Genomic DNA, 337 nt, shown 5'->3' with positions numbered 1-337 from the left:
TGGCGTGGCCTGGAAGAAATTGCCCTGCGCGTAGACGTTGTAGATGGCCATGGGGGCGCCGGCTATCTGGCCGCCGACAATGAATGAACTGCTCAGGTCGATGTCGCCCGTAAGCTTGCTGCGGTCACGGTTGACCACTTCGCGCAGGGTGTCGGCGACCAGCACCGTTGCATCGTAAAGCGTGGCAACGTTCAGCAGGTGAGGGCCGCTGCCCTGGCTGCGTTGCTGCAGCAGGTTCACCACCGACTGCGAGGTTGCCAGGTTGCCGGCGGTCTGCAGCACGATCAGCCGCTCGCCCGGCACGCTGAACACGAACAACTTGGCAAAGGTGGAGATC

General features: G+C 62.9%; 1 pseudogene. It reads right to left on the bottom strand.

The window, feature by feature from the left end:
• A pseudogene (locus SB765_RS28560) lies at window positions 1-337 on the bottom strand (peptidase); the annotation flags it as partial.

Source organism: Pseudomonas sp. SIMBA_067 (assembly GCF_046534675.1).
GTDB lineage: Bacteria > Pseudomonadota > Gammaproteobacteria > Pseudomonadales > Pseudomonadaceae > Aquipseudomonas > Aquipseudomonas putida.
Note: the sequence above shows the minus strand (reverse complement) of the source record. Positions and strands in the feature narration are given on the sequence as shown.